The 26,180-nt window shown below is 67.2% G+C and carries 25 protein-coding genes; 22 read left to right on the top strand and 3 right to left on the bottom strand.

Going from position 1 to position 26,180, the window contains the following annotated elements; all coding sequences use genetic code 11:
* The first annotated feature begins 5 nt into the window (after positions 1–5).
* The 9 genes from ruvX (at position 6) to nusB (ending at position 7,653) form a co-directional block, all read left to right on the top strand.
* Positions 6–605: a Holliday junction resolvase RuvX gene (gene ruvX, locus ACIQC0_RS08190; protein WP_377216126.1), complete on the top strand. Its 600-nt coding sequence runs from the start codon at positions 6–8 to the stop codon at positions 603–605.
* The gene (gene mltG / locus ACIQC0_RS08185; RefSeq protein ID WP_377216127.1) at positions 602–2,218 is read left to right on the top strand and encodes an endolytic transglycosylase MltG; all 1,617 of its coding nucleotides are present in this window, start codon (positions 602–604) and stop codon (positions 2,216–2,218) included. The genes ruvX and mltG overlap by 4 nt, the downstream gene beginning before the upstream one ends.
* Positions 2,215–3,075 (top strand): shikimate dehydrogenase, encoded by an 861-nt coding sequence (locus ACIQC0_RS08180; protein WP_377216128.1) that lies wholly within the window; start codon positions 2,215–2,217, stop codon positions 3,073–3,075. Before mltG ends, ACIQC0_RS08180 begins: the two co-directional genes overlap by 4 nt.
* A gap of 26 nt (positions 3,076–3,101) precedes the next feature.
* Entirely contained in the window at positions 3,102–4,301 is a 1,200-nt protein-coding gene (gene aroC, locus ACIQC0_RS08175; RefSeq protein ID WP_377216129.1) for a chorismate synthase, read from the top strand.
* 68 nt (positions 4,302–4,369) lie between these two features.
* On the top strand, positions 4,370–4,879 hold the full coding sequence (locus tag ACIQC0_RS08170) for a shikimate kinase (RefSeq protein ID WP_377216193.1): 510 nt from the start codon (positions 4,370–4,372) through the stop codon (positions 4,877–4,879).
* Positions 4,876–5,967 (top strand): 3-dehydroquinate synthase, encoded by a 1,092-nt coding sequence (gene aroB / locus ACIQC0_RS08165; protein WP_400534094.1) that lies wholly within the window; start codon positions 4,876–4,878, stop codon positions 5,965–5,967. The genes ACIQC0_RS08170 and aroB overlap by 4 nt, the downstream gene beginning before the upstream one ends.
* Positions 5,967–6,485, top strand: coding sequence for a tetratricopeptide repeat protein (locus ACIQC0_RS08160; protein ID WP_400534091.1), 519 nt, complete (start codon positions 5,967–5,969; stop codon positions 6,483–6,485). The genes aroB and ACIQC0_RS08160 overlap by 1 nt, the downstream gene beginning before the upstream one ends.
* Before the next feature lie 194 nt (positions 6,486–6,679).
* Positions 6,680–7,243, top strand: coding sequence for an elongation factor P (efp, locus tag ACIQC0_RS08155; protein WP_377216132.1), 564 nt, complete (start codon positions 6,680–6,682; stop codon positions 7,241–7,243).
* Positions 7,243–7,653, top strand: a complete 411-nt coding sequence (gene nusB / locus ACIQC0_RS08150; RefSeq protein ID WP_377216133.1) for a transcription antitermination factor NusB — start codon at positions 7,243–7,245, stop codon at positions 7,651–7,653. Before efp ends, nusB begins: the two co-directional genes overlap by 1 nt.
* A gap of 79 nt (positions 7,654–7,732) precedes the next feature.
* Here the strand turns inward: nusB and ACIQC0_RS08145 are convergent, their stop codons facing one another.
* Positions 7,733–8,971 carry a PrsW family intramembrane metalloprotease gene (locus tag ACIQC0_RS08145; RefSeq protein WP_400534087.1) on the bottom strand — a complete coding sequence of 413 codons (1,239 nt, stop codon included), beginning with the start codon at positions 8,969–8,971 and terminating at the stop codon, positions 7,733–7,735.
* A 160-nt stretch (positions 8,972–9,131) separates the two neighbouring features.
* Between ACIQC0_RS08145 and pyrR the strand changes: the two genes are divergently transcribed.
* The 13 genes from pyrR to ACIQC0_RS08080 all read left to right on the top strand — a co-directional run bounded on the left by pyrR (position 9,132) and on the right by ACIQC0_RS08080 (position 24,171).
* Positions 9,132–9,719: a bifunctional pyr operon transcriptional regulator/uracil phosphoribosyltransferase PyrR gene (pyrR, locus tag ACIQC0_RS08140; RefSeq protein ID WP_377216135.1), complete on the top strand. Its 588-nt coding sequence runs from the start codon at positions 9,132–9,134 to the stop codon at positions 9,717–9,719.
* Complete coding sequence (locus ACIQC0_RS08135) at positions 9,716–10,738, top strand: aspartate carbamoyltransferase catalytic subunit (protein WP_400534084.1); 1,023 nt, start codon at positions 9,716–9,718, stop codon at positions 10,736–10,738. The genes pyrR and ACIQC0_RS08135 overlap by 4 nt, the downstream gene beginning before the upstream one ends.
* Positions 10,738–12,078, top strand: a complete 1,341-nt coding sequence (locus ACIQC0_RS08130) for a dihydroorotase (protein WP_377216137.1) — start codon at positions 10,738–10,740, stop codon at positions 12,076–12,078. The genes ACIQC0_RS08135 and ACIQC0_RS08130 overlap by 1 nt, the downstream gene beginning before the upstream one ends.
* Positions 12,078–12,599: a hypothetical protein gene (locus tag ACIQC0_RS08125; protein ID WP_400534081.1), complete on the top strand. Its 522-nt coding sequence runs from the start codon at positions 12,078–12,080 to the stop codon at positions 12,597–12,599. Before ACIQC0_RS08130 ends, ACIQC0_RS08125 begins: the two co-directional genes overlap by 1 nt.
* A 4-nt stretch (positions 12,600–12,603) precedes the next feature.
* Positions 12,604–13,899, top strand: coding sequence for a glutamine-hydrolyzing carbamoyl-phosphate synthase small subunit (gene carA / locus ACIQC0_RS08120; protein ID WP_400534078.1), 1,296 nt, complete (start codon positions 12,604–12,606; stop codon positions 13,897–13,899).
* The gene (gene carB / locus ACIQC0_RS08115; RefSeq protein WP_377216140.1) at positions 13,899–17,213 is read left to right on the top strand and encodes a carbamoyl-phosphate synthase large subunit; all 3,315 of its coding nucleotides are present in this window, start codon (positions 13,899–13,901) and stop codon (positions 17,211–17,213) included. Before carA ends, carB begins: the two co-directional genes overlap by 1 nt.
* Positions 17,206–18,075: an orotidine-5'-phosphate decarboxylase gene (pyrF, locus tag ACIQC0_RS08110; RefSeq protein ID WP_377216141.1), complete on the top strand. Its 870-nt coding sequence runs from the start codon at positions 17,206–17,208 to the stop codon at positions 18,073–18,075. Before carB ends, pyrF begins: the two co-directional genes overlap by 8 nt.
* Positions 18,076–18,186: 111 nt before the next feature.
* Complete coding sequence (gene mihF / locus ACIQC0_RS08105; protein ID WP_377216142.1) at positions 18,187–18,504, top strand: integration host factor, actinobacterial type; 318 nt, start codon at positions 18,187–18,189, stop codon at positions 18,502–18,504.
* 62 nt (positions 18,505–18,566) lie between these two features.
* Positions 18,567–19,139, top strand: coding sequence for a guanylate kinase (gmk, locus tag ACIQC0_RS08100; RefSeq protein ID WP_400534073.1), 573 nt, complete (start codon positions 18,567–18,569; stop codon positions 19,137–19,139).
* 40 nt (positions 19,140–19,179) lie between these two features.
* On the top strand, positions 19,180–19,440 hold the full coding sequence (gene rpoZ / locus ACIQC0_RS08095) for a DNA-directed RNA polymerase subunit omega (protein WP_003800778.1): 261 nt from the start codon (positions 19,180–19,182) through the stop codon (positions 19,438–19,440).
* A 35-nt stretch (positions 19,441–19,475) separates the two neighbouring features.
* On the top strand, positions 19,476–20,714 hold the full coding sequence (coaBC, locus tag ACIQC0_RS08090; protein ID WP_400534070.1) for a bifunctional phosphopantothenoylcysteine decarboxylase/phosphopantothenate--cysteine ligase CoaBC: 1,239 nt from the start codon (positions 19,476–19,478) through the stop codon (positions 20,712–20,714).
* A gap of 88 nt (positions 20,715–20,802) precedes the next feature.
* Positions 20,803–22,038, top strand: a complete 1,236-nt coding sequence (metK, locus tag ACIQC0_RS08085) for a methionine adenosyltransferase (protein ID WP_377216145.1) — start codon at positions 20,803–20,805, stop codon at positions 22,036–22,038.
* Between the two features lie 102 nt (positions 22,039–22,140).
* Positions 22,141–24,171 (top strand): primosomal protein N', encoded by a 2,031-nt coding sequence (locus tag ACIQC0_RS08080; RefSeq protein WP_400534514.1) that lies wholly within the window; start codon positions 22,141–22,143, stop codon positions 24,169–24,171.
* On the opposite strand, the gene ACIQC0_RS08075 is transcribed toward ACIQC0_RS08080, so the two are convergent.
* The gene (locus ACIQC0_RS08075; RefSeq protein ID WP_377216146.1) at positions 24,168–25,244 is read right to left on the bottom strand and encodes a glycosyltransferase family 4 protein; all 1,077 of its coding nucleotides are present in this window, start codon (positions 25,242–25,244) and stop codon (positions 24,168–24,170) included. The two genes, ACIQC0_RS08080 and ACIQC0_RS08075, sit on opposite strands and share 4 nt — an antisense overlap.
* Positions 25,241–26,170, bottom strand: coding sequence for an alpha/beta fold hydrolase (locus ACIQC0_RS08070; protein ID WP_377216147.1), 930 nt, complete (start codon positions 26,168–26,170; stop codon positions 25,241–25,243). Before ACIQC0_RS08070 ends, ACIQC0_RS08075 begins: the two co-directional genes overlap by 4 nt.
* Positions 26,171–26,180 lie beyond the last annotated feature (10 nt).

Below are 26,180 nucleotides of genomic sequence, written 5' to 3'. Positions count from 1 at the left end.
TCATCATGACCCATCCTGAACCGGCCGGCGGATACCCCCAGGGCGTGAAACTGGGGGTGGACGTAGGCACTGTCCGGGTCGGCGTGGCGCTCTGCGACCGTGACTCGATCCTGGCCACGCCCTACAAGACCCTGGACCGCAACGCCAAGAAGAACTCGGACGTGCGCATCATCGCGGACCTCGCCGCGGACCTCGGCGCAGTGCAGGTCTTTGTCGGGCTGCCCCGGACGCTCAAGGGCGAGGAGCGGGCGTCGGCGCAGATGGCCACGGACTACGCCGGGCTCCTGGCTGCCGAGCTGTCCGCGCGTGGCCTCGAGGTGCCTGTGAACCTGGTGGACGAGCGGCTCAGCAGCGTTACAGCCCACCGCAACCTGCATCAGGCTGGCATGAGCAGCAGGGACCACCGTAAAGTAATTGACCAGGTCGCGGCGGCAGGTATCCTCCAGCACGCGATCGACATGCAAAAAGCCAGGGGAGCGGACGTCGGTTCACGAGTGGACGCGCCGGCCCCTGCCATCGAGCCGGCATCCGGCGGACTGGACCAGCCCGCCCGGGACCTGCCGGTGGATACGGCCCGATCTTCAGATAATGGAAGGCAACAGTGAGCCCTGCCAACATCGACGACGCCTCCGGCTCGCGGGCCGGAGGATCCGGGCGTCCGCTGACCCGGAAGGAACTGCGCGCCCGGGAAAAGAGCCTTGAGACCGGCAAGCACGGGGCCGTTCCGGAGCAGGCCTATGAGACGGGCCATGACATCCCGCCCCAGCCGGTCCAGCCACCGGTGGCCCTGCCGCAGGAAGAGCCGGCCGTGCCGCCGGCCCCTGTGGAACCGCCCGCCGCGCAGGAGCCTGCCGCTGCCACGGTGCCGCCCGCTCCGGTGACACCGCCTGGAATCAACGTGCGCCAGGACCTCCGGATTGAAGCGCATCACGGTGCAGAACAGCAGCCTGACGCGCCACTCGTGGACGAACCCCACTACGCGGGTCAGCACTACGCGGAAGAGCCGGGCCACGGTCACGGCTACGATGATGGGCTGCACCAGGACGCGGTTCTCCTCAGGGAGGACTTTCACCACCCGGAGCTCCACGAAGATCAGCATCACGACGACGATCTCCACCACGGTCTGCTTCCGGCCGCGGTTGCCGCACCGCCGCGGCCCTCAAAGAAGGTTCGGCGCCGCCGTCGGATTCTTGCACTGTTCCTCACGCTGGCCGTGTTTATCACCGCGGTCGCAGTGGGAGCGCAGTTCCTCAAACCGCTCCTTGGCGACTCCCGGCCCAGCGATTTTCCCGGCCCCGGCACGGGAGAGGTCCAGGTGACCGTCGCCAACGGTGAAGGCAGCCGCTCAGTCGCTGCCACCCTCGAAAACGAACAGGTCATCGCCAACGCAGACACCTTCCTGCAGGCGTTCAACGCCTCGGGCGGAACCCTCTCTCCGGGCGACTACACGTTTAAGCGGGAGATGAAGAACTCCGACGCCGTCAGCGTCCTCCTGGGCGAAGGGTCGGAGAAGGTCATCTACTTTGCGCTAAGCGCCGGACTGCGGATCGGCGAGTCCCTTCAGGCCATCTCCGAAGGATCCGGCATTTCCATCCAGGACCTGCAGTCCTTCAGCGACAAACCGGCCCAGTTCGGCCTGCCCCCCGCCGCCAAGAACCTCGAGGGATACCTGGCGCCGGGAGAGTACCGCTTCCCGCTGGGTACCTCGGCCAAGGACATCCTGCAGAAGCTGGTGGACACCACGGTGGACGAACTGGTGGCGCAGGGAATCACGGACCCCGCCAAGCAGTACCAGGCCGTCACGGTAGCCAGCATCGTCCAGGCCGAAGGCGGCCAGGCGGACTACGGCAACGTTGCCGGCGCCATCTACAACCGCCTTAAGCCCAACGACCAGACCAACGGCTACCTCCAGGTGGACTCCGCCGTGACCTACGGGCTGGGGACGCGCAGCTTCAACTTCACCGAAGAGCAGCGCCGGGACAAGTCGAACCCGTACAACACGTACGCGAACCCCGGCCTTCCGCCTGGCCCCATCGGTTCCCCGGGCCGGACGGCCATCGACGCTGCCGCCAAGCCCACCAAGAACGACTTCCTGTACTGGGTCACCATCAACCTGGACACCGGGGAGACCAAGTTCGCCAAGACGCTGGCTGAGCACAACGCCTACGTGGAGCAGTACAACAACTGGTGCCGGGCGAATGAAGGACGCTGCACGTGAGCCTGAGGGCTGCTGTCCTGGGCCATCCCATCGGCCACTCAAAGTCGCCGGCACTGCACCGGGCAGCCTACGCCCGGCTAGGGATGGACATCAGCTACACCGCCATCGACGTCACCGAGGAGCTGCTGCCCGGATTCATGCAGCAGGTCCGGCACCAGCCCGGGTGGCGTGGCCTCTCGGTGACCATGCCATTGAAAACCGCCATCCTGCCAGAATTGGACGAGGTCCGCGGCATTGCCCGGACGCTGGGGGTGGTGAACACCGTGTCCTTCGAGGACGGGGGGGACGCCGCCCGGACTATCGGTTACAACACGGACGTGGCCGGTATCGTCAATGCGCTCCGGCACGGGGGAGCCGGCCAGGCCCCGTCCGCCGTGATCCTGGGCGGGGGAGGCACCGCGGCGTCGGCTGTGGCCGCGCTGAAGGAGTTGGGCACGGATCGCGTGCACGTCTATGTCCGTGACCCCTCCCGCGCCGGGGATGTCCGCGCCGCTGCCGGCAGCCTGGGCCTGGATCTGGACGTCCGTCCATTGACTGAAGCTGCCCGCCCCGCGGCGGAGGCCGACGTCGTCATCTCCACTCTGCCGCCCCGGGCCGCGGATGGTCTAGGCTCCGAAATCGCCGCCCTGAAAACCCGAACTCCCGGCGTGCTGCTGGATGTGGCGTATGATCCCTGGCCCAGCCTCGCCGCCTCCGTTTGGCAGGCCGGCGGCGGCACCGTGGTCCCGGGACTGGAGATGCTGCTCTACCAGGCCGTGGAGCAGGTGCGGCTTTTTACACGCCGCGACGGCGACGTCAACGCAGCCGTCATAGATGTGATGTGCGCCTCAGTCGGCCTTCCCCGACGGGCTTTGTGACCGCCCCCCGTGGCAGGATGGAAGATATGTTGCGTTGGTTGACAGCCGGTGAATCCCATGGCCCGGCTCTGATGGGAATTATTGAAGGCGTCCCCGCCGGGGTGGAAATCACCAGCGGCCACATTGCCGACTCGCTCGCCCGCCGCCGGCTTGGCTATGGCCGCGGCGCACGCATGAAGTTCGAACAGGACGTCGTCACCATCCTTGGCGGCGTCCGTCACGGCATCACCCAGGGCGGCCCGGTTGCCATCCAGGTGGGAAACACCGAGTGGCCCAAGTGGGAGCAGATCATGTCTGCCGACCCCGTTGAACCCGAAGCCCTGGCCGACCAGGCCCGCAACGCGCCGTTGACGCGGCCCCGCCCGGGGCACGCGGATTTCACCGGCATGCAGAAGTACGGCTTCGACGAAGCCCGGCCAGTCCTGGAGCGCGCCAGCGCCCGCGAAACCGCCACCCGTGTAGCCATGGGCACCGTTGCGGCGCAGCTCCTGAAGCACCTCGGCATTGAACTGGTCAGCCACACAGTGTCCATTGCCAGCGTCACGGTTCCCGAGGGCCGGCCGCTTCCCGTCCCCTCGGATGTCCTGGCCTTGGACGCCGACCCGCTGCGTTGCTTTGACCGCGACACATCAAACGCCATGGTCGCCGAGGTCGATGCGGCGCATAAGGAGGGCGAAACGCTGGGCGGCGTGGTGGAGGTCCTCGCTTACGGACTGCCGCCCGGACTGGGCAGCTACGTCCACTGGGACCGCCGGCTCGACTCCCGGCTTGCCGCAGCCCTTATGGGCATCCAGGCCATCAAAGGCGTGGAAGTGGGCGACGGCTTCCGTACCGCTGCCCGCCGTGGATCCGCGGCGCACGATGAAATCGTCCGGGACGCGGACGGCCGCATCATTCGCGCCAGCAACCGTGCCGGTGGCATTGAGGGCGGCATGAGCATCGGTGATGTCCTGCGGGTCCGGGCAGCCATGAAGCCCATCGCCACCGTACCGCGCGCCCTGAAGACCATCGACGTCAGCACCGGTGAACCGGCCAAGGCACACCACCAGCGCTCCGACGTCTGTGCAGTCCCTGCCGCCGGCGTCGTGGCGGAGGCCATGGTTGCACTGGTCCTCGCCGAAGCCGTCATGGAGAAGTTCGGCGGTGACTCGGTGGCGGAGACGGCGCGCAACATCAAGGGCTACCTGGACAACATCCCGGCCTCCCTGGACTCGATCGGCCAGTAGTGCCCCACCGCAACAACGACGGCGCCTTCACCGGGCCGGAAAAGCGCTCCATCGTGCTCATCGGCCCCATGGCCGTGGGGAAATCGGCCCTCGGCCAGCAACTGGCGCAGCAGCTTGGTGCCCCGTTTGTGGACACCGATGCGGTGGTCGTGGCAACCCACGGATCCATCGCCGAGATCTTCGCCGGCCGCGGTGAACACGCGTTCCGTGAAATCGAGGCGCGGACTGTGGCCGCCGCCGTGGAATCCGCGGAAGGCCAGGGCACCGTGATCTCCCTTGGCGGCGGGGCGGTGCTCGATTCGGGAACGCAGCAGATCATCAGCCGGTGTACCGTGGTGTACCTCGAATGCGACGCCGATACGGTCGCGTCGCGCATCGCCAAAAACTCCGGCCGCCCCTTGCTGGCAGGCGACGCCATGGGCCGCTGGCAGGCCATGTTCGCCACCCGCAGGCCTGTTTACGAGCGGCTTGCGGATATCACCCTGGACGTCCGGCACGGCTCGGTGGCCGAGCTCGGCGCCCGGCTGGAAGCAGCGCTGCGTGACTTCGCAGCTGCCCAACAGGAAGTTGAAAAGTGAGTACCGAATCAACGGTCATCAAAGTTACTGGCGCCAGTGCCGCGGAAAATTACGACGTCGTCGTCGGACGCGGGCTGCTCGGTAACCTTCCGGCGTTGCTGGGGGAGCGGGTGCGGCGCGTGCTGGTCATCCACCCCCGTGCGCTCCGCCTGACGGGCGACACCGTTAGGGACGAACTGGCGGAGGCCGGCTTCACCTCCCTCACTGCCGAGATCCCGGACGCCGAGGAAGGCAAACACATTCAGGTCGCCGCGTTCTGCTGGCAGGTCCTGGGACAAAACGACTTCACCCGGTCCGACGCCATTGTGGCCGTGGGCGGCGGCGCCGTCACGGACCTGGCTGGCTTTGTCGCGGCAACGTGGCTTCGCGGGGTCAAGGTCATCCACATGCCCACCAGCCTGCTGGGCATGGTGGACGCAGCCGTGGGGGGAAAGACCGGGATCAACACCGCGGAGGGCAAGAACCTGGTGGGCGCCTTCCACCCGCCGGCCGCCGTCCTTGCGGACCTTGATACCCTCCAGACACTGCCCCGGAACGAGATTGTGTCCGGGATGGCAGAGGTCATCAAGTGCGGGTTCATCTCCGACCCCGCCATCCTGGACCTGGTGGAGAAGGACGCGGCCGCCGTCGTCGATCCGCAGTCCCCGGTCATCCGCGAACTCATCGAACGGGCCATTGCTGTCAAGGCCGCGGTGGTCTCCGAAGATCTCAAGGAATCCGGACTGCGGGAGATCCTGAACTACGGCCACACGCTGGGCCACGCCATCGAACTGGTGGAGCGGTACTCGTGGCGCCACGGCGCTGCCGTGTCCGTGGGAATGATGTTCGCCGCGGAACTGGCCCGCAGCGTTGGGCGGCTCAGTGATGCCGATGCCGATCGGCACCGGAGCATACTTGAGGGGCTTGGGCTGCCGGTAACATACCGGCGGGACCGCTGGCAGGGCCTGCTGGACGGAATGCGGCGCGACAAGAAGTCCCGTGGTGACCTTCTGCGTTTCGTGGTGCTGGACGGCATCGCCAGGCCGGGCATCCTCGATGTTCCGGATACGTCACTGCTCTTTGCCGCCTACCAGGAAATCGCTTTCTGATGCAGGGCGATGTGACCGGAACCAGTGACTGGCCGGAAACCGGGTTCCCGGGCATCCGGATCAACCCGGAGACACTCCTGCCGCAGATCGTGAACTCCGAGGCGTGCCAGGCTGCGCTGGATGCGTCCCAGGACCCCGCGGACCGGATTTTCGTTCTGCTGGTCCAGGGCCAGGCAGCCGAGGCGGCTGAGCTTCTGGCGGAAGCCCGCTTTGCCGATCCCGAGTCGTTCCGCCTGCGTGCCTTCGAAGCCGAGGTGCTCCTGGTCTCCAAGCGCCTGGACCACGCCGTGGAGCTCTTCCGGCAGTTGCTCTCGGAGGTCCAGGGCACCCCGATGGAGGCGCAGGCGCTGCAGTTCCTCGGTAAGACCCAGTACGCCGCCGGCCAGGTTTCGGCCGCCGTCGATTCGTTCACCCGGGCGCTGGACCTGCGCGTGGCGCAGTCTGCGGACGCCGCACAAATCTATTCGTCGACGGTGGCGCTGCAGCGCGCCCGGGACGTGCTGGACCTGGCCTGCTGAAAGTCGTCGCCCCGGCCCGTCCGGGTGCATGGCCGGAGCCCTGCCCGAAAGCCGGTTGGATTTACCGGTAGAATAGTTCTTGGATTTTTGCAGACCCGCGATTTTTGACAAACACGCGCTGGCAGGCCGTCGGCCCTGCCGGCCGGCATACGAAGCCTGACCACGCGGCCAGGAACAGAAACCAGAGGAAACCAGTGGCAACCACTAACGACATCAAGAACGGAACGGTCCTGAAGCTCGAGGGCCAGCTCTGGAACGTTATCGAGTTCCAGCACGTGAAGCCGGGCAAGGGCGGTGCATTCGTCCGCACCAAGATGCGGAACGTGATGTCCGGCAAGGTTGTGGACAAGACCTTCAACGCCGGCCTCAAGATCGAAACCGCCACGGTTGACCGCCGCGACTACCAGTACCTGTACCAGGACGGCGCCGACTTCGTGTTCATGGACACCTCGGACTACGACCAGATCACCGTTTCCGGGGCCACCGTTGGCGACGCCACCAACTTCATGCTCGAAAACCAGATGGTCAACATCGCCATCCACGAGGGCAACCCCCTCTACATCGAGCTGCCGCCGAGCGTAGTCCTCGAAATCACGTACACCGAGCCGGGCCTCCAGGGCGACCGCTCGTCCGCCGGCACCAAGCCCGCCACGCTGGAGACCGGCTACGAGATCCAGGTTCCCCTGTTCATTGAGAACAACACCAAGGTCAAGGTGGACACCCGCGACGGCAGCTACCTCGGCCGGGTCTCTGAGTAGTGAGCGCCCGCGGCAAAGCCCGTAGCAGGGCCCTTGATGTTCTTTTCGAGGCCGAACAGCGTTCGGTGTCGGCCTTCGACGTCCTCCGGGCGCGGCGGGAAAAAACGGACCAGGTGGTCAATCCGTACACCGTAGACATCATCGAAGGCGTTGTCTCCCGGCAGACTGCCATCGACGAGTTCCTGGAAACTTATTCGCAGGGCTGGAGCCTTGAACGGATGCCGTCCGTGGACCGCATCATCCTCCGGATAGGTACCTGGGAACTGCTCTACAACGACGATGTTCCGGACGGCGTCGCCGTCAGTGAAGCGGTGGCTCTGGCCAAGACGCTTTCCACCGACGAATCGCCGCAGTTCATCAACGGACTGCTGGGCCGGTTGCAGCAACTGAAACCCTCGCTGCTGGCGTAGCTGGAGACCCCCTGACAGGACCAACCCCGCTAAAGGAGCCGACCGCCAACCAGGCGGCCGGCTCCTTTGCTGTTTCGGTTCAGCCGGCTACGGCGGCCCTGAGCGCCAGCACGCGCTGCAGCTGCAGCCGCTCTTCGGCCTGGTGGAGTGGCACGTCCCGGCCGCTGAGGATCCGTTGCCGAATGTTAGCCAGCCGGGTCACCGCCGCCACAAACTCCTTCATCTGCCGCTTCCGGCCGAGCCCGCCCGCCCATCTCAGCGCCGCACGCCGTCCGGCCGTTGTGGCAAGCATTTCCACCTCGTCCACGGTGAACCAGCCCGCGGCGGCGTACTCCAACAGGCGCTGCCGGGTGAGCCGATTCTCGGCGATGCGCAGGACCACGATGCCGGCCACGGCGGCCAGGAAGAGGGGTACCTGTACCAGCACGTATTCAGCCAGGAAGTTCTCGCCCATGCTGTTCCAACGGTTGTGCAGGAACATGGCCGGCAGCACGCCCACGGCGAATGCCATCACGGCTGTCCAAGCACGCCCGCGCCGGGCAGCGAAGCCCATGACCAGCCCCGTGGTGCCGGTGAATACCGCGTGGGCAAAGGGGGACATGATGCCGCGGAGGACGAACACCTGCGCCAGGTCCCCTGACACGACCGGATCAGCGATGGCACGGCCAAAATACAGAATGTTTTCGGTGAATGCGAAGCCTGCGGCGATGGTGAAAGCGAATACCACGCCGTCCACCGGCCCGTCGAAATGCCTGCGCGCCGCCAGCAACAGGACAAGCAGTCCCAAACCCTTGGCTGATTCCTCCACGATCGGCGCCTGGACAGTGACAAGGTAGGTCCGAAGCGCTGCTTCGCTCGGGAACTCCGCCCCGACCAGGAACAGCGGCTGCAGCAGCATCGTCCCGGCGATGGACACGGCGGCGCCCCACGTGAAGGCGAAGTACAGCAGGCGCTTGGGTTCCGGCTCCCACCGGTCAATCACCCTGACTGTCAGGAGTACAACCGCCAAGGGAAAGAGGGAGGCTACAAAACCGCCCAGAAACCCGGCAGGGCCCGTGCTGGCCAGCAGCGGCGGGACCACCAGAAACAGGCTGGCGAACGCCAGCAGGGTGACGGCAAACGTGAGCCATACCAGCCCGCCGCGGCGGCGCGGCGCGGCCGGTCCGGGAACGCCCCGCCAGCCAGGCGGTCCGCCAAGAGGCGCCGCAGGCTGCACGGCGGGGCCGAAATGCCCGGGAGCGGGACGGTAGTCCTGCGGCTGGACATGTCCCATCCAGCTGGGGTTGGCATCGCGCGGCAGTGGGGGAGGTGTCGGCATAACGAAAGCCTAGCGGCGGATCCGGACGCCTGTGGAGCAGGGCGTGTGACCAGCACCGCGCCGGTCCGGGCCGTCCGTGGACGGCGCCTGTGGTAATTTTGGAACGCACATGATCCTTTTTTAATTCCGTCCCGTGAGGCGGGGAAAGGGGAGACGAGCGTTGACTTCTGTCACCAACGCGCCGGGTCCGGCCAGGGTTGTCCTCAACCAGGCCGATATCGACCGGGCACTCACTCGTATCGCCCATGAGATCCTTGAAGCCAACAAGGGGTCCCAGGACCTGGTCCTGTTGGGCATCCCGCGCCGCGGCTATCCGCTGGCACTCCGGCTGGCGCACAAGATCGCAGCCGCCGATCCGTCCGTGGACCCCGCAGCAATCGTGGGGCAGCTTGACGTCACCATGTTTCGGGACGATCTGTCCCGCCAGGGCACCCGGCCTCCTTACCCCACCAAGCTGCCGCGGACGGGCATCGACAACAAGGTGGTGGTCCTCATTGACGACGTCCTGTACTCGGGCCGCACTATCCGCGCCGCGCTGGACGCCCTCGTGGATCTCGGCCGCCCCCGCATCGTGCGCCTTGCCGTCCTGATCGACCGCGGCCACCGCGAACTCCCCATCCGGGCGGACCATGTGGGAAAGAACCTCCCGACGTCCTCGGCCGAGAAAGTCCGGGTCCGGCTCGAGGAGACCGATACCCCGGCCGGTTCCGCCGCCGTCAACGAGGTTGTCATCGAGGGGCGTCCATGAGGCATCTGCTGTCCACTGAAGACCTCAGCCTGGCCAACGCCGTTGGTATCCTCGACACCGCCGAAGAGATGTCCGCGGTAGGGGAGCGGGAAGTCAAGAAGCTGCCCGCGCTGCGGGGCCGCACCGTGGTGAACCTCTTCTTCGAGGACTCCACCCGCACCCGTATCTCGTTTGAGGCTGCAGCCAAGCGCCTTTCCGCGGACGTCATCAATTTCGCCGCCAAGGGATCCTCGGTGTCCAAGGGGGAGTCCCTGAAGGACACCGCCCAAACGCTGTCCGCCATGGGGGCAGACGCCGTCGTGATTCGGCACTGGGCCTCGGGCGCCCCGCACCGCCTTGCTGCCACTGACTGGATCGATGCGGCCGTGATCAACGCCGGCGACGGCACCCACGAACACCCCACCCAGGCACTCCTGGACGCCTTCACCATGCGCCGTCACTGGGCCCGCCTGTCCGGCACCGCGTCCGAAGGCGCAGACCTGAAGGGCATGCGGGTTGTCATCGCGGGGGACGTCCTGCACTCCCGCGTGGCCCGCTCCAACGTCTGGCTGCTGCGTACCCTCGGGGCAGACGTCACACTGGTGGCGCCGCCCACCCTGCTGCCCATCGGCGTCGAAAAATGGCCCTGCAGGGTCAGCTACAACCTGGACGACACCCTGGCCCAGGGGGCTGACGCTGTCATGATGCTGCGCGTCCAGGGCGAACGCATGAACGCGTCGTTCTTCCCCACCACGCGCGAGTACTCGCGCCGCTGGGGCTTCGGCGACACCAGGCTGCAGGCTCTGGACAACCTCGGCATGAAAGACACCATCATCATGCACCCCGGCCCCATGAACCGCGGCCTGGAAATCTGCGCCGCTGCAGCCGATTCGCCCCGGTCCACGGTCCTGGCGCAGGTCCGCAACGGCGTCTCGGTCCGCATGGCCGCACTGTACCTGCTGTTGTCGGGGGACACCCGGACACAAGCCGCCCCTGCCCTGGCCTACGCCGGCACCCATTCCCCCAAGGAGAACAACTGATGGCCGCCAACACCGGAACGTACCTGATCCGCGGAGCCGCCATCCTGGGCGGCGAAGCCTCCGACCTGCTGATCCGGGACGGTGTCATCGCCGCCACCGGAACCGGACTTTCCGCCGAGGACGCCACTGTCATCGAGGGCGGTGGCCTGGTGGCGCTGCCGGGGATGGTGGATGTTCACACCCACCTCCGCGAGCCCGGCCGCGAGGACGCCGAAACCGTGGAAACCGGTTCACGCGCCGCCGCCCTGGGCGGCTTTACAGCCGTGCATGCGATGGCCAACAGCACTCCCGTGGCTGACACCGCCGGAGTGGTGGAGCAGGTCTACAGCCTGGGCCGCGCGGCAGGCTGGGTTGATGTACGCCCCGTCGGCGCCGTCACCGTGGGCCTGGCGGGTGAGCAGCTGGCCGAGCTCGGCGCCATGGCGGACTCCCGCGCACGCGTCCGGATGTTCTCCGACGACGGCATCTGCGTGCATGACCCGGTCCTGATGCGCCGCGCGCTGGAGTACGTCAAGGCGTTCGACGGCGTGGTGGCCCAGCATGCGCAGGAGCCGCGCCTTACCGCCGGGGCACAGATGAACGAGGGTGATGTCTCCGCAGTCCTGGGCCTTGCCGGCTGGCCCGCCGTGGCCGAGGAAAGCATCATCGCCCGTGATGTCCTCCTGGCCCAGCACGTCGGCTCGCGCCTGCACGTCTGTCACGTGTCCACGGCCGGGTCCGTGGAAATCATCCGCTGGGCCAAGGCCCGAGGGATCAACGTCACCGCCGAAGTCACCCCGCACCACCTGCTCCTGACCGACGACCTGGTCCGCAGCTACGACCCCGTCTACAAGGTCAATCCGCCGCTGCGCACCGACGCCGACGTCCAGGCGCTGCGCGCCGGCCTCGCCGACGGCACCATCGACGTGGTGGGCACAGACCACGCTCCGCACCCCAGCGAGCACAAGGAATGCGAGTGGGCGCAGGCGGCCATGGGCATGACCGGGCTGGAAACCGCCCTCTCCGTAGTGCAGCACACCATGATCGAGACCGGCCTGATGACTTGGGCGGACTTTGCGCGCGTCACCTCCACCGCCCCCGCCCACATCGGCCGGCTGACGGACCAGGGCAGGCCGCTGGCGGAAGGCGAACCGGCCAACCTGATCCTGGTGGACCCGGCCGCCCGCTGGACCGTGGACCCGTTCCGGATGGCCACCAAGGGCCGGAATTCGCCGTTCAAGGGCAGGGAACTGCCCGGCAAGGTGGTAGCCACCTTCTACCGCGGCCACCCCACCGTTCTGGACGGCGAGCTCAATACCCCTTGCGTCCTTTCGCCGGAGACCCCGGCGGGAGCTGCCTGATGGATACCAAACTTCTCACCGCGATCATCACCCTGGTGCTGATCGCGGCCTCCCTCCTGATGATCCGCGCAGGGTGGCGGAACCGCCTCAGGCGCCAGTCCGACGTCGACCGCCTCCCCAAGGTGCCCGGCGCACCCGGTGAGCCGGTAGCCGCAGCAGAAGGCCAGTATGTCGCCACCACCACCGGAGGCGACTGGCTCGACCGGATTGCTGTGCACGGCCTCGGCATCCGCACCAACGCCACGCTGGCCGTTTACCCGCACGGCGTGATGTTCGACCGCGCAGGCGCGCCGGCCCTGTACATCCCCGCAGCAGCCCTGGCGGATGTTCGCCAGGAAAGCGGCATGGCCGGTAAGTTCGTGGAAACGGACGGATTGCTGGTGCTTGCCTGGCTGCATGGCCGGCACGAATTGGACACAGGCTTCCGCACCCGCCGGGCCGCGGACAAGGACGTGCTGCTGACGGCACTCCGGAACTTGATTTCTTCAGCCCCGGCGGCTGACGCCAACAGTGGAAAGTAAGACAGTGAAAGCGAATACAGTGACAACATCCACCTCCGCTCCCGCAGCGCTGGTCCTCGAAGACGGACGCATTTTCCGCGGCACCAGCTACGGCGCTACCGGCACCGCACTGGGCGAGGCGGTTTTCGCCACCGGCATGACCGGCTACCAGGAAACCATCACCGATCCCTCCTATGCCCGCCAGCTGGTGGTCCAGACCGCCCCGCACATCGGCAACACCGGCGTCAACAGTGAGGACGCCGAGTCCCGCCGCATCTGGGTGGCCGGCTACATTGTCCGCGACGCCGCCCGCCGCCCGTCCAACTGGCGCTCCGAGCGTTCCCTCGACGAGGAGCTCGTAGCCCAGGGAGTAGTTGGCATCCAGGGCGTGGACACCCGGGCCATCACCCGCCACCTGCGCGAGCACAAGACCATGCGCGCCGGCATCTTCTCCGGCGACGCGGCACTCGCCACGGACAAGGAGCTGGTGGATGCCGTCCTGGCCAGCGCCCCGATGGAGGGCGCGCGGCTGGCCGAGGAAGTCAGCGTGGACGAAGCCTACGTAGTGGAGCCGAAGGACCACGGCTGGGAAGGCGAACCGCGGTTCAGCATTACCGCTATCGATCTGGGCATCAAGGCCATGACGCCGATCCGTTTCGCCGAGCGCGGCGTCCGGGTCCACGTCCTGCCTGCGACGGCCACGCTGGACGACGTCAAGGCCGTCAACCCGGATGGCTTCTTCATGTCCAACGGACCTGGCGACCCCGCCACGGCTGACACCCAGGTCAGCCTGCTGCGCTCGGTGCTGGACGAGAAGATTCCCTACTTCGGCATCTGCTTCGGCAACCAGATCCTGGGACGCGCGCTCGGGTTCGGCACGTACAAGCTGCGCTACGGCCACCGCGGCATCAACCAGCCTGTGATGGACCGCCGCACCGGCAAGGTGGAAATTACCTCCCAGAACCACGGCTTCGCCGTGGACGCTCCGCTGGACGGCGCCACCCGGGCGCCGGAAGAGCGCTACGGCCGCGTCGAGGTCAGCCACGTCAGCCTCAATGACGACGTCGTCGAGGGCCTCGCGTGCCTGGACATCCCGGCGTTCTCGGTCCAGTACCACCCGGAAGCCGCCGCCGGCCCGCACGACGCCGCTTACCTGTTCGACCGCTTCATCGAACTCATGGAGGGCACCCGCGACGGGCGCACCGCCAACCTGTCCAAGGAGCCGGTGGACGGGAAGCACCCCGCCGACGCGGAGAACCCCGCAGCCGGAACCGACATGAACGCCGACCAGCACCACAACCAGACTGAGGACAAGAAGTAATGCCGAAACGTACCGATCTCAAGAGCGTCCTCGTCATTGGTTCCGGCCCGATCGTCATCGGCCAGGCGGCCGAGTTCGACTACTCCGGCACCCAGGCGCTGCGCGTCCTGAAAGATGAAGGCCTCCGCGTCATCCTGGTGAACTCCAACCCGGCCACCATCATGACGGACCCCGAGTTCGCCGATGCCACCTACATCGAACCCATCACTCCCGAGGTGGTGGAGAAGATCATCGCCAAGGAACGTCCCGACGCCGTCCTGCCCACCCTGGGCGGACAGACCGCGCTGAACACGGCCATCGCGCTGGACAAGAACGGTGTGCTCGAGAAGTACAACGTGGAGCTCATCGGCGCCAACATTGCAGCCATCGAACTTGGCGAGGACCGCGAGAAGTTCAAGGGCGTGGTGGAACGCTGCGGCGCCGAATCCGCGCGCAGCCACATCATCCACAGCATGGACGAGGCCCTGAAGGCGGCCGACGACCTAGGCTATCCCATGGTGGTCCGCCCCTCCTTCACCATGGGCGGCCTGGGCTCGGGCCTCGCCTACAACGAGGACGACCTTCGCCGCATCGTGGGCCAGGGCCTGCAGTACAGCCCCACCAGCGAGGTGCTGCTCGAAGAGAGCATCCTGGGCTGGAAGGAATACGAGCTCGAGATGATGCGCGACAAGAACGACAACGTCGTGGTGGTCTGCTCCATCGAGAACTTCGACCCGGTAGGCGTCCACACCGGCGACTCCATCACGGTGGCGCCCGCCCTCACCCTTACCGACCGCGAATACCAGCGGCTGCGCGACATCTCCATCGCCGTCATCCGCGAAGTGGGAGTGGACACCGGCGGCTGCAACATCCAGTTCGCCATCGACCCGGCCACCGGCCGCGTGGTGGTCATCGAAATGAACCCCCGCGTGTCCCGCTCTTCGGCGCTGGCCTCCAAGGCCACCGGCTTCGCCATCGCCAAGATCGCCACCAAGCTCTCCCTGGGCTACACCCTGGATGAGATCCCCAACGACATCACGCAGAAGACTCCGGCGTCGTTTGAACCGACCCTGGACTACGTGGTGGTCAAGGTGCCCCGGTTCGCGTTCGAGAAGTTCCCCGCCGCGGACAACACCCTCACCACCACCATGAAGTCGGTGGGCGAAGCCATGGCCATGGGCCGCAACTTCACGGAGGCCCTGCAGAAGGCCCTGCGCTCCCTGGAGCAGAAGGGCTCCCAGCTGGATTTCAGCTCCGTCCCGGAATGGGAAGTCGCTGAGCTCATCGAAAAGGCAAAGCGCCCGACGACGGACCGGCTCCACCAGGTGCAGCGCGCCCTGCTGGGCGGTGCCACGGTTGAGCAGCTCTTCGAGGCCACCAAGATCGACCCCTGGTTCCTGGACCAGCTCCAGCTCCTCAACGAGATCTCGCACGAAATCCGCCAGGCCGGCGCCCTCACCGCGGACATGCTCAAGCGGGCCAAGCGCCACGGCTTCTCCGACGAACAGATCGGCTCCCTCACCCACAACTCCGAGGCCGTGGTCCGCGGAGTGCGCCAGGCCCTCGGCATCCGCCCCGTCTACAAGACCGTGGACACCTGCGCCGCCGAGTTCGCCGCGTACACCCCCTACCACTACTCGGCGTACGACGAGGAGGACGAGGTGGCGCTGCACGCGAAGCCGTCGATCCTGATTCTCGGCTCCGGGCCGAACCGCATCGGCCAGGGCATCGAGTTCGACTACTCCTGCGTCCACGCGTCCATGGCACTGCGCAAGGCCGGCTACGAGACCGTCATGGTCAACTGCAATCCGGAAACCGTCTCCACCGACTACGACATCTCCACACGCCTTTACTTCGAGCCGCTGACGCTCGAGGACGTCCTGGAGGTTATCGCGGCCGAGGAACGCACCGGCGGCGTTATGGGCGTATTCGTCCAGCTCGGCGGCCAGACCCCGCTCAAGCTGGCCCAGCAGCTGGCCGACGCCGGAGTCCCCATCCTGGGCACCTCCCCGGAGGCCATCGACCTCGCCGAGCACCGCGGTATGTTCTCCCGGGTGCTGGACAAGGCCGGGCTGGTTTCCCCGAAGAACGGCACCGCCGTGTCCTTCGAGGACGCCAAGAAGATCGCTGACGAGATCGGCTATCCGGTCCTGGTCCGCCCGTCCTATGTGCTGGGTGGCCGCGGCATGGAAATCGTCTACGACGAACCCAACCTGTCCCGGTACATCGCCAACGCCACCGAAATCACCCCGGACCACCCGGTGCTGATCGATCGGTTCCTGGAAGACGCCGTCGAAATCGACGTCGACGCCCTCTTCGACGGGAAGGACCTCTACCTGGGCGGCATCATGGAACACATCGAGGAAGCCGGGATCCACTCCGGCGACTCCGCCTGTGTCCTGCCGCCCATTACCCTGGGAGCCAACGTCCTGGAACGGGTCCGCACCGCAACGCGCGCCATCGCCGAAGGAGTAGGCGTGCGCGGGCTGATCAACATCCAGTTTGCGCTGGCCTCGGACGTACTCTACGTCCTGGAAGCCAACCCCCGCGCGTCCCGTACGGTGCCGTTCGTGTCCAAGGCCACCGGTGTGCAGATGGCGAAGGCGGCCGCACTGATCGGTACCGGCGTGACCATCGGGCAGCTGCGCAGCGCCTACAAGATGCTGCCGGAAACCGGGGACGGTTCCACGCTGCCGCTGGACTCGCCCGTTTCGGTCAAGGAAGCGGTGCTGCCGTTCAGCCGGTTCCGCACCCTGGAAGGCAAGGTGGTGGACAGCCTCCTCGGCCCCGAGATGCGTTCCACCGGCGAAGTCATGGGCATCGACAAGCACTTCGACACCGCGTTCGCCAAGAGCCAGGCCGCAGCGAACAACGCCCTGCCTACCGAGGGCAAGGTCTTCGTGTCCGTCGCCAACCGGGACAAGCGTTCGGTGATCATGGGCGTCAAGCGGCTGTCCGACCTCGGATTCGAGATCGTTTCCACCGGCGGCACCGCGGACGTGCTGCGCCGTAACGGCATCCAGGCCACTCCGGTCCGGAAGGTCGCCGAGGGAAGCAGCGCCGAGGGCGAAGGTACCATCGCCGACCTTATCGTCGCCGGGCAGATCGACATGGTCTTCAACACGCCTTCCGGTGGCGAGGCCCGCAGCGATGGTTACGAGCTGCGCGCCGCGGCCACGTCGATCGGCATCCCGTGCATCACGACGGTGGCTGAGTTCAACGCCGCGGTCCAGGCCATCGAGGCGATGCGTACCTACGAATGGTCGGTCACCAGCCTGCAGGAGCACGCCGCGGCCCTTGCCGAGTCGCAGAAGGCGGCGCTGCAGAATGCCTGAGCAGGCGGTACCGGTTTCCGCGCCGGGCCGGGAACCGTTCGGTGCCCGGCTTGGCGCGGCCATGGCCGCCCGCGGTCCCTTGTGTGTCGGCATCGACCCGCACCCTTCGCTGCTGGCAGCGTGGGGCCTGGCGGACGACGTCGAGGGGCTGCGCCGTTTCTCGCACACGGTTATTGAGGCGGTGGCGTCCCTCGCTGCCGCGGTAAAGCCGCAGGTGGCACTTTACGAGCGGCACGGTTCCGCGGGTATTGCAGTCCTTGAGGAACTGCTGGCCGCCGCGGCCGAGGCGGGCGTCCTGACCATCGCCGACGCCAAGCGCGGCGACATTGGCTCCACCATGGCCGCGTACGCCGATGCGTGGCTGCGCGACGGATCCCCGCTGGCAGCAGACTCCGTGACCCTCAGTCCCTACCTGGGCTTTGAGTCCCTCCGTCCGGCCCTGGAGCTTGCGGCGGCCACGGGCCGTGGGGTGTTCGTGCTGGCGCTGACCTCCAATCCGGAAGGGCCGTCCGTGCAGCATGCCGGCGGCGCTGATTCGGTGGCACGGAGAATCGCCATGGCAGCTGCGGCGGAGAACTCCCGGTACCCGGGCGCCATGGGATCGGTGGGCCTGGTGGTCGGCGCGACCGTCGGGCAGGCCCTGGCAGACCTCGGCCTGGACCTCGCGGCCGTCCGCGGCCCCGTCCTCGCTCCGGGCCTGGGTGCGCAGGGAGCCACGCCGGCGGACCTGCGTTCCACCTTCGGCGGCGCATATCCGCTGGTCCTTGGCACATCCAGCAGGGAAATCCTGTCCGCAGGTCCGGACCTGGCGGGCCTCCGGGAGGCCGCGGCGCGGACGCTGGACGGGCTCACGGCGGCATAGCCACCCGTTTTCCCCGATGCATTGCTTCATGCTGCGGCAGGGGGTAGTTTCAGGACAGGTCCATGGGCGGCCGCCCTTGGATGAAATCCGCCAAGTCCGGGGGTGCCTGCCATGGTCCTGCGACCATTGTCCGCGTCGGAACGGGCTGATGCCCTGAACAAGGCCGCGGCCGCCCGCGCCGCCCGCGCCGCTGCCAAGGAAAGCCTCAAGAACGGTAAACGGTCCGCGGCCGACATCATCGGAGCCGCCGCCGGAGACGACGCCCTCGCGCGGATGCGCGTCGTGGAACTCCTCGAAGCGCTGCCCGGCATCGGCAAGGTCCGGGCGGCGGCCATCATGGAGCAGCTTGGCATTGCGTCGTCCCGGCGGGTCCGCGGTCTCGGCGTGCACCAGCGCCAGGCGCTGGTAGATTTTATAGACGAGAAATAGGCGGACGCCGCGTCCGCTGTGGCCCCACCCGTCACCCCGAACCCCCTCCACTAAAGGAATACGTGAGCAAGAAACCCGGACTGACAGTCCTCGCTGGCCCCACGGCCGTTGGCAAAGGCACCGTATCCACCTACATCCGGGACAACTACCCCGAAGTCTGGCTCTCCGTATCGGCCACCACGCGGGCTCCCCGCCCCGGCGAAGTGGATGGCGTGCACTACTTCTTCAAGACCAGGGACGAGTTCGAACGCCTGGTCGCCGAGGGGGAATTCCTGGAATGGGCAGTGGTCCACGGCCAGAACACCTACGGCACGCTCCGCAGCACGGTGAAGCAGGCCATCGCGGACGGTCGGTCGGTGCTGCTGGAAATTGACCTGCAGGGCGCCCGGCAGGTCAAAGCCGCCGTTCCGGACGCCCAGTTTGTCTTCCTGGCCCCGCCCAGCTGGGACGAAATGGTGCGCCGGCTGGTGGGCCGCGGCACGGAAACACCCGAGGAACAGCAGCGCAGGCTGGAAACCGCTAAACTGGAACTTGCTGCTGAACCGGAGTTTGACCACACCGTCATTAATGACGATGTCCGCCGGGCAGCGGACGAGCTTGTTTCACTCATGGGGCTGACCCCGCACCCGCGCTGACCGCCGGACCGCATCAGCCCGCTAGGAATTTGGAGAATTCGTGTCCACGAACCTTGAAGGCATCATCAACCCGCCGATCGACTCGCTGCTTGAGGCAGCCGATTCCAAGTACGGCCTGGTGATCTTCGGTGCCAAGCGTGCTCGTCAGATCAACGCTTACTACGCCCAGCTGCACGAGGGCCTCTTCGAGTACGTCGGCCCGCTGGTCGACACCAAGCTCAACGAGAAGTCGCTGTCCATCGCCCTGCGCGAGATCAATGAGGGCAAGCTCGTTTCCACGCCGATCGAAGCCGCAGAATAATCTGCCCAGGCTGACCCGCTGCTGACGGAGGTCACGTGCGCATAGTCCTCGGAGTCGGGGGAGGGATTGCCGCCTACAAGGTGGCATCGCTCCTCCGGCTTTTTACTGAAGCCGGCCATTACGTCACGGTGATCCCCACCGAAGCGGCCACCCGGTTCGTCGGCACCGCCACCTGGGAGGCCCTCTCCGGGAACCCTGTCAGCAACAGCGTGTTCGACGATGTCCACCAGGTCAACCACGTCCGGCTGGGTCACGAGGCGGACCTGGTGGTCATTGCACCGGCAACCGCAGACCTCCTGGCGAAGGCTGCAGCGGGCCTGGCAGGGGACCTGCTGACCAACACTCTGCTCATGGCGCGCGGACCCGTCCTTTTCGCCCCGGCCATGCACACCGAGATGTGGCAGCACCCGGCAACCCAAGCCAACGTGGAGACCCTCCGTTCACGCGGCGCTGCTGTCCTGGAGCCCGCCACCGGACGGCTCACGGGGACGGACTCCGGCCCCGGCCGGCTGCCCGAACCGGAAGCCATCTTCGAAGCCGCCATGGCACTGGTCCAGGGCCGCTCCGACTATCAGTTGCCGCTGGCGGGACGCATCGTAACCATCAGCGCCGGCGGCACGAGGGAGCCCCTGGACCCCGTGCGGTTCCTGGGTAACCGGTCCTCGGGGAAGCAAGGCGTCGCCCTCGCCGTGGCAGCCCGGAATGCCGGCGCCACCGTGCGCCTGCTTGCCGCGCACATGGATGTGGCGCCGCCCGCCGGGGTCGAGGTGGTCCGGGTGGACACTGCGCTGCAACTTCGGGACGCCGCCCTGGACGCAGCGGCGGGTTCCGACGTCGTCATCATGTCCGCCGCCGTAGCGGATTTCCGCCCCGCAGAGGTGTCGGACACCAAGATCAAGAAACGCGACGGCGCCGGGGATCCCATGATCGCCCTGGTGCGGAACCCGGACATCCTCCACGAACTCGTCGAACGCCGGAACGCGGCGGGCCGTGCCGGACGCCAACTCATTGTCGGGTTCGCCGCGGAAACGGGCGACGACGACGGCGACGTGCTGGCCCACGCGGAGGCTAAACTCCAGCGCAAGGGCTGCGACCTGCTGGTGGTCAATCACGTAGGTACGGACAGGGTTTTCGGCCAGGACACCAATTCCGTGGTCATCCTTGCCCGCTCCGGCGCCGAACCACAGGAGGCGGCCGGCACCAAGGCCGACGTTGCCGCCGCCATCGTGGCCAGGATCGGCCTTGAACTGGAGCGGGTCTCGCCCCGCCCTTAAACGTGTTCCAGCCCACGATTGCTTCGAACTGCGACATCTGCCGACGTCTCCCGACGGGGGCAGGGATCCCAACCAGTAAGGTAGTTGAGTGACTTTACCGCTGCATCTTCCCCCGTCCCACGCGGCCATGCCGTCCGCACTCCGGCTTTTCACGTCCGAGTCCGTGACCGAAGGCCACCCGGATAAGATCTGCGACCAGATCAGTGACGCCATCCTGGACGCCCTGCTCGCCGCAGATCCCGAATCCCGCGTGGCAGTGGAAACCATGGCCACCACCGGGTTGGTCCATGTGGCCGGCGAGGTCACCACCGATGCTTACGTCGAGATCCCGCAGATTGTCCGCGAGACCATCCTGGGCATCGGCTACGACTCCTCCGCCAATGGCTTCGACGGTGCACGCTGCGGCGTTTCGGTGTCCATCGGCCAGCAGTCGAACGACATCGCCGGCGGAGTATTCAACTCCCTCGAAGCCCGTGAGGGACGCCAGGAAGACGACTACGACCTCCAGGGCGCCGGGGACCAGGGCCTGATGTTCGGCTACGCCAGCGACGAAACCGCCTCCTACATGCCTACGCCCATCTGGCTGGCGCACCGCCTGTCCGAGCGCCTCACTGAGGTCCGCAAGAGCGGGGAACTGGCATACCTCCGGCCGGACGGCAAGACTCAGGTGACGGTTGGCTATGACGGTAACGTTCCGGTCTCCGTGGAAACCGTGGTGATCTCCAGCCAGCACGCCGAGGGCGCCAGCCTGGACCAGCTCCGCGCGGACCTGGCCTCGATCGTGATCGACCCCGTCCTGGCCGGTGCCAACCTGGACATCTCGCGGACCCGGAACATCCTCAACCCGGCCGGCGAGTTCGTCATCGGCGGCCCGGTGGGTGATGCCGGACTGACAGGCCGCAAGATCATCGTGGACACCTACGGCGGCATGGCCCGCCACGGCGGCGGGGCCTTCTCCGGCAAGGACCCGTCCAAGGTGGACCGTTCGGCCGCCTACGCCATGCGTTGGGTTGCCAAGAACGTGGTGGCAGCCGGTTTGGCAAAGCGGGCCGAAATCCAGATCGCCTACGCCATCGGCCAGGCGCGCCCGGTGGGCACCTACGTGGAGACCTTCGGCACCGAGACGGTGGACCCGGCCCGGATCAGTGCTGCCATAGCGGAGATCTTCGACCTCCGTCCGCGTGCCATCATCGATGCCCTGGACCTGAAGCGGCCCATCTATGCCAAGACGGCAGCACACGGCCACTTTGGCAGGGACGAACCCGATTTCACTTGGGAACGGCTGGACCGCGTCGACGAACTGAAGGCCTACTTCAACGCCTGATTCCGGCTGCCCTGCAGCACCGCCGCACTGAAGGGAGGCAGCCGGGTGGCCGCTGAACAGTCCCTCCAGCCGTCCCTCCTGCAGGGTTTTCCGACCCGGACGATGCCCGCGGGCATCACCCCGGCGCCGCACCTGCCAGTGGCCCGGGTGCTGGTGGAGTCCTCCTTGCCGCACCTGGACCGGCCTTTCGACTACGCCGTTCCGGTGGACATGGACCAGGCTGCGCAGCCGGGCGTCCGGGTCAAGGTCAAGTTCAACGGCCAGGACCTTGGCGGGTACCTGCTGGAACGCGTCGCGGAATCGGACGCCGGCCACTCGCTGGTGCCGCTGGCGAAAGTAGTGTCCCCGGTCGCTGTCCTTACGCCTGAGGTCCGTGACCTTGCCTTCGCCGTCGCCGCCCGCTATGCCGGCACGGTCAGTGACGTGCTGCGCGTGGCGGTACCGCCGCGCGTAGCCAGTGCGGAGAAGGACTACGTGGCGGCGGGGGCCGCAGCGCCTGCCCCCGGAGCGGCGACGGCGCCTGGCGGCTCTGCGGCGCCGACCCCCTGGGACACCTACCGCAACGGCCCCGCGTTCCTCCGTCACCTGTCCGACGGCGGGTGCCCGCGCGCCGTCGTCAACCCGCTCCAGGGGTATGGTCCCGCAGGTTGGCCGCACCTTCTCGCGTCCGCAGTTTCAGCCGTCCACGCTTCGGGCCGCGGTGCCATCGTGGTGGTGCCGGACCAGCGGGACCTTGGCAGGCTGGAGGCGGCTTTGGCGGACCTGGTGCCCGCCGGGGCCATCGCACGGCTGACCGCTGAGGACGGACCGACGCCGCGGTACCGCAACTTCCTCCGGGTCCTGGCCGGCACGGCACAGATTGTCATTGGCACCCGATCCGCGGCGTACGCGCCGGTACGGAATCTGGGTCTGGTGATCTGCTGGGATGACGGCGATGACCTCCATATTGAACAGCGTGCCCCGTATGCCCATGCCCGGGAAGTCCTGCTGTTGCGGGCCGGGCAGGGAAACGCAGCCTGCCTCCTGGCCGGACACGCCCGGAGCACCGAGGTACAGCGGCTGGTGGAATCCGGTTGGGCCTTGCCCGTCGAGGCCGACCGGGCGGTTGTGCGGAGCGCGGTGCCGCGCGTGCTGAACACGGCGGACAGCTTCGAACAGGAACGCGACCCACTTGCCAGCATTGCCCGGCTGCCCGGTGCCGCGTGGCGTGCGGCCCGGGAAGGGCTGGAACGGGGCCCTGTCCTGGTGCAGGTGGCCCGTGCCGGCTATCTGCCGTCCCTCGCCTGCGAAACTTGTCGGGAGCCTGCGCGCTGCCGGGTGTGCCAGGGGCCGCTGGCCTATCCCGGCGGCAGCTCGCCGGCGCCCCAATGCCGCTGGTGCTCCACCACGGCGCCCGACTGGGCCTGCCCGCACTGCGGCGGCCGCCGGCTGCGGAAAGGCGCCACCGGTGTGCTGCGTACGGCCGAGGAACTGGGCCGCGGTTTTCCGGGGAAGACAGTTGTCACCTCCTCCGGTGACCAGGTGAAGGCCTCCGTTGGCGCGGCGAAGGCCCTCGTAGTGGCAACCATCGGCGCAGAACCGGTGGCCGAGGGCGGGTACGCGGCGGCGCTGCTGCTGGACGGGGACTCACTGCTGCGCCGCGAGAATCTGCGGGCTGGTGAAGACACAGTCCGCCGGTGGTTCAATGCTGCCGCCTTGGTCCGCCCGGCAGCCAAAGGTGGCCTCGTGGTGGTGACCGCAGCGGAAACGGCCGCAGTCGGAGCGCTGCTTCGCTGGGATCCGTCCGGCTATGCCGCTCGCGAGCTCGCCTTGCGGGTTGAACTCCAGCTTCCCCCCGCAGTCCGCATTGCCTCGGTTACTGGCCCAAGGGCCGCCGTCGAACACTTCACCGCCACGGCCCTGGGAGAACTCGCTGCAGCCGGCGTCACGCTCCGCAGCGCCGGTCCCGCCCCGTTGCTTTCCGGTCCGGCAACGTCCCGGCGGCCCGCTGAGGACGTGCGGACGCTGCTGTTTTTCCCGTACGGCCAGGCGTCCGCCGTCGCCCGGGTACTCCGCGCGACGAAGGCCGCTGCCGCAGCGAAAAGAACCGACGAACCTGTCCAGCTGCGGCTGGACGGCGTGGACGTCCTCTAGCGCCGGCGCCGTGCAACGATCTCGGCGGCCACGTCCACCAACTGCCGGGCGGATTCATCCCAACTGAACTCCGCGGCACGCTGCACTGAACGGCGGGAGGCGGACTCCCAGTACTCCGGATCCTGCAGCCGCAGCACTGCTTCGCTGAACTGGCCGGGGGAGTCCGGATCAACGTAGCCGGCTGCATCTCCGCCCACCTCGCGGAAGATCGGAATGTCGCTGGCAATCACCGGGGTTCCGACAGCCATGGCTTCCACCAGCGGCAGGCCATAACCTTCCGCACGGGAGAGGCTCACCAGGGCCGTGGCCCGGCGCAGCAGCGCGTCGTACTCTTCGTCGGAGACCCCGTTGTGGAACACCACCGACGCGCCCGGCGGGACCAGGGGCTCGAGTTCGGCCCGGCGCGCGGGAGTGATCCGGCTGAGCAGGTGCAGGGTATAGCCAGGGAGTCCTGCCATCCCGGCCACCATGGCCTCGACGTTCTTGTACGGCATGAATGAACCCATGTACAGCAGCGATTTCTCGGCTCCGGCGGCGGCGTCCCGTGGCACCTGCCCCGGCTGCGGAGCGTTGCTGATGATCCTGACCGGGCGCCGGGTGAGCCGGTACTTGGCGATCAGCGCCTGCGTCGTGCGGCTGATGGTGGCCACCGTGTCCGCCCGGTCCAGGAGGAGCCGCTGCGGCCAGTAGGCCTTGTGGTACAGCCGCCACAGGAGCCGGACCGGGGCGGGCAGGAAGCCGGGCGGGGCGGGGTGTTCGTAGTAGATGAGATCATGCAGGGTCAGCACCAGGCCGTACCTGCGGCCCCATGTGCCCATCGTCTGCATGGGGCATACCACCACGTCGGCGCCGAGTTTGTTGACTGTCCGGGCGACGAACAGCTCGCGGGGAGACAACGGGCTGTTGATCACTGTGTACGGCACGTCCGGGAGCATCCCCAGTTGCCTGGTGTCGGAGATCAACATTGAAACTTCGGCGATCCTGGCGGTGGCCGCGATCAGGCTGGCGCCGTAGCGGCTGATGCCGTCGTGGTGGCCGATCCTGGTAAATCGTGCATCGATGATGATCTTCACGCGGGATGGTCCTTAAGGAAGCTGCGGATGTGTGCGGCGGCCGGTTCCGGGGTTTCGTAGTGGATCAGATGTCCGACGCCGGGAATCACCTTGAGTTCTGCGTCAGGCAGGATCGCGGCCAGTCGGTGCTGGTCGGGCAGGGCGGCGATTTCGTCTTTTTCGCCCGCGATGAGGAGGACGGGGAGGGTGAGGCCGCCAGCCGCCTCCGACACGTGGCTTCCCACTGATGCCCGGAAGGATTCGAGCAGGCTCTCGCGGTTGGCGAACGCGCTGAAGTAGGCATGGTGCTGGCCATGGATGAACCGGCGCAGGTCCGGATCCCGGGTTTTCGCCATCGCTTCGCTCATCACGCGGACAATGAGCGGGCTGCGCAGGAGGGCCTGCCCCGGTCTGCTGGGCAGCCTGGCCGCCAGTTTGTAGTAGAGGACAGCGAGCCGGGTCATGATCCCCTTGGGGCCTTCAAGCGCCGGCGCAGCGATAGGGTTCACCAGGATGAGCGGCGTGACGGCCCCGGGGTGTGTCGCCACGAAATGCGCAGCAACGATGGAACCGAACGAGTGTCCCAGCAGCACCGTGTCCGGTCCCAGGTCCAGGGCCGCCAGAAACCCGGCGATGAACCTGCCATAGCCGGTCACGGAATGCTCGCCGGTCCGGAAAGCCGTGGAGGCTCCGAAGCCGGGGAGGTCAGGCATGATAATTCGCATATCCGGCAGCAGGTCGGCCACCCGCAGGAGTCCGTGGTGGTCTCCCCGGAAGCCGTGGATCACCAGGATGGTGCGGGTGTCCGGTGTTGGTTGTTCCGGCTCATAGGTCCAGTAGGCTACGGTGGCATCTTCCAGCTCTACCGTGGCTGCGGTAGTGCGCTCCGCCAAGGCCGGGCTGATGAAACGGGGCGCGGCGGACCGGCCGGTGTGTGCTGTTTCCACGGGGCCGCCC

The organism is Pseudarthrobacter sp. NPDC092419, from assembly GCF_044755045.1.
GTDB lineage: Bacteria > Actinomycetota > Actinomycetes > Actinomycetales > Micrococcaceae > Arthrobacter.
This window is presented reverse-complemented; position numbering and strand designations above follow the sequence as displayed.

What these genes read in the sequence shown, in the direction of transcription:
- ruvX (WP_377216126.1), top strand. Translation starts at nt 6, where the DNA reads ATGACCCATCCTGAACCGGCCGGCGGATACCCCCAGGGCGTGAAACTG.
- aroC (WP_377216129.1), top strand. Translation starts at nt 3,102, where the DNA reads ATGTTGCGTTGGTTGACAGCCGGTGAATCCCATGGCCCGGCTCTGATG.
- ACIQC0_RS08170 (WP_377216193.1), top strand. Translation starts at nt 4,370, where the DNA reads ATGGCCGTGGGGAAATCGGCCCTCGGCCAGCAACTGGCGCAGCAGCTT.
- ACIQC0_RS08160 (WP_400534091.1), top strand. Translation starts at nt 5,967, where the DNA reads ATGCAGGGCGATGTGACCGGAACCAGTGACTGGCCGGAAACCGGGTTC.
- ACIQC0_RS08145 (WP_400534087.1), bottom strand. Translation starts at nt 8,971, where the DNA reads ATGCCGACACCTCCCCCACTGCCGCGCGATGCCAACCCCAGCTGGATG.
- ACIQC0_RS08135 (WP_400534084.1), top strand. Translation starts at nt 9,716, where the DNA reads ATGAGGCATCTGCTGTCCACTGAAGACCTCAGCCTGGCCAACGCCGTT.
- ACIQC0_RS08130 (WP_377216137.1), top strand. Translation starts at nt 10,738, where the DNA reads ATGGCCGCCAACACCGGAACGTACCTGATCCGCGGAGCCGCCATCCTG.
- ACIQC0_RS08125 (WP_400534081.1), top strand. Translation starts at nt 12,078, where the DNA reads ATGGATACCAAACTTCTCACCGCGATCATCACCCTGGTGCTGATCGCG.
- carB (WP_377216140.1), top strand. Translation starts at nt 13,899, where the DNA reads ATGCCGAAACGTACCGATCTCAAGAGCGTCCTCGTCATTGGTTCCGGC.
- pyrF (WP_377216141.1), top strand. Translation starts at nt 17,206, where the DNA reads ATGCCTGAGCAGGCGGTACCGGTTTCCGCGCCGGGCCGGGAACCGTTC.
- mihF (WP_377216142.1), top strand. Translation starts at nt 18,187, where the DNA reads ATGGTCCTGCGACCATTGTCCGCGTCGGAACGGGCTGATGCCCTGAAC.
- ACIQC0_RS08080 (WP_400534514.1), top strand. Translation starts at nt 22,141, where the DNA reads ATGCCCGCGGGCATCACCCCGGCGCCGCACCTGCCAGTGGCCCGGGTG.